Here is a 239-nt window from a genome sequence, read left to right on the forward strand (position 1 = left end):
CATTAAAAGTGCTTGCACAACTGCGCCAAGATGAACCATCTTTAGACATTGAAACGACCATTTTTCCGTGGAGCTCGGATTATTATGTACAGCATGGTTGTATGATGCCAAAAGATGCGCTCACTACATTAAGAAACTATGATGCGATATTATTCGGTGCGATTGGTGATGCGCGTGTACCAGATGATGTTACGGTATGGGAATTTATTATGCCGATTCGTAAACAATTCCAGCAATAT

At 40.6% G+C, this 239-nt stretch carries 1 pseudogene; it reads left to right on the forward strand.

Features of this window, described 5'->3' with window-relative positions:
* Positions 1–239: pseudogene (locus SB660_RS23540) on the forward strand (tartrate dehydrogenase); the annotation flags it as partial.

This window comes from Bacillus sp. SIMBA_005 (assembly GCF_046535585.1).
GTDB lineage: Bacteria > Bacillota > Bacilli > Bacillales > Bacillaceae > Bacillus > Bacillus pumilus.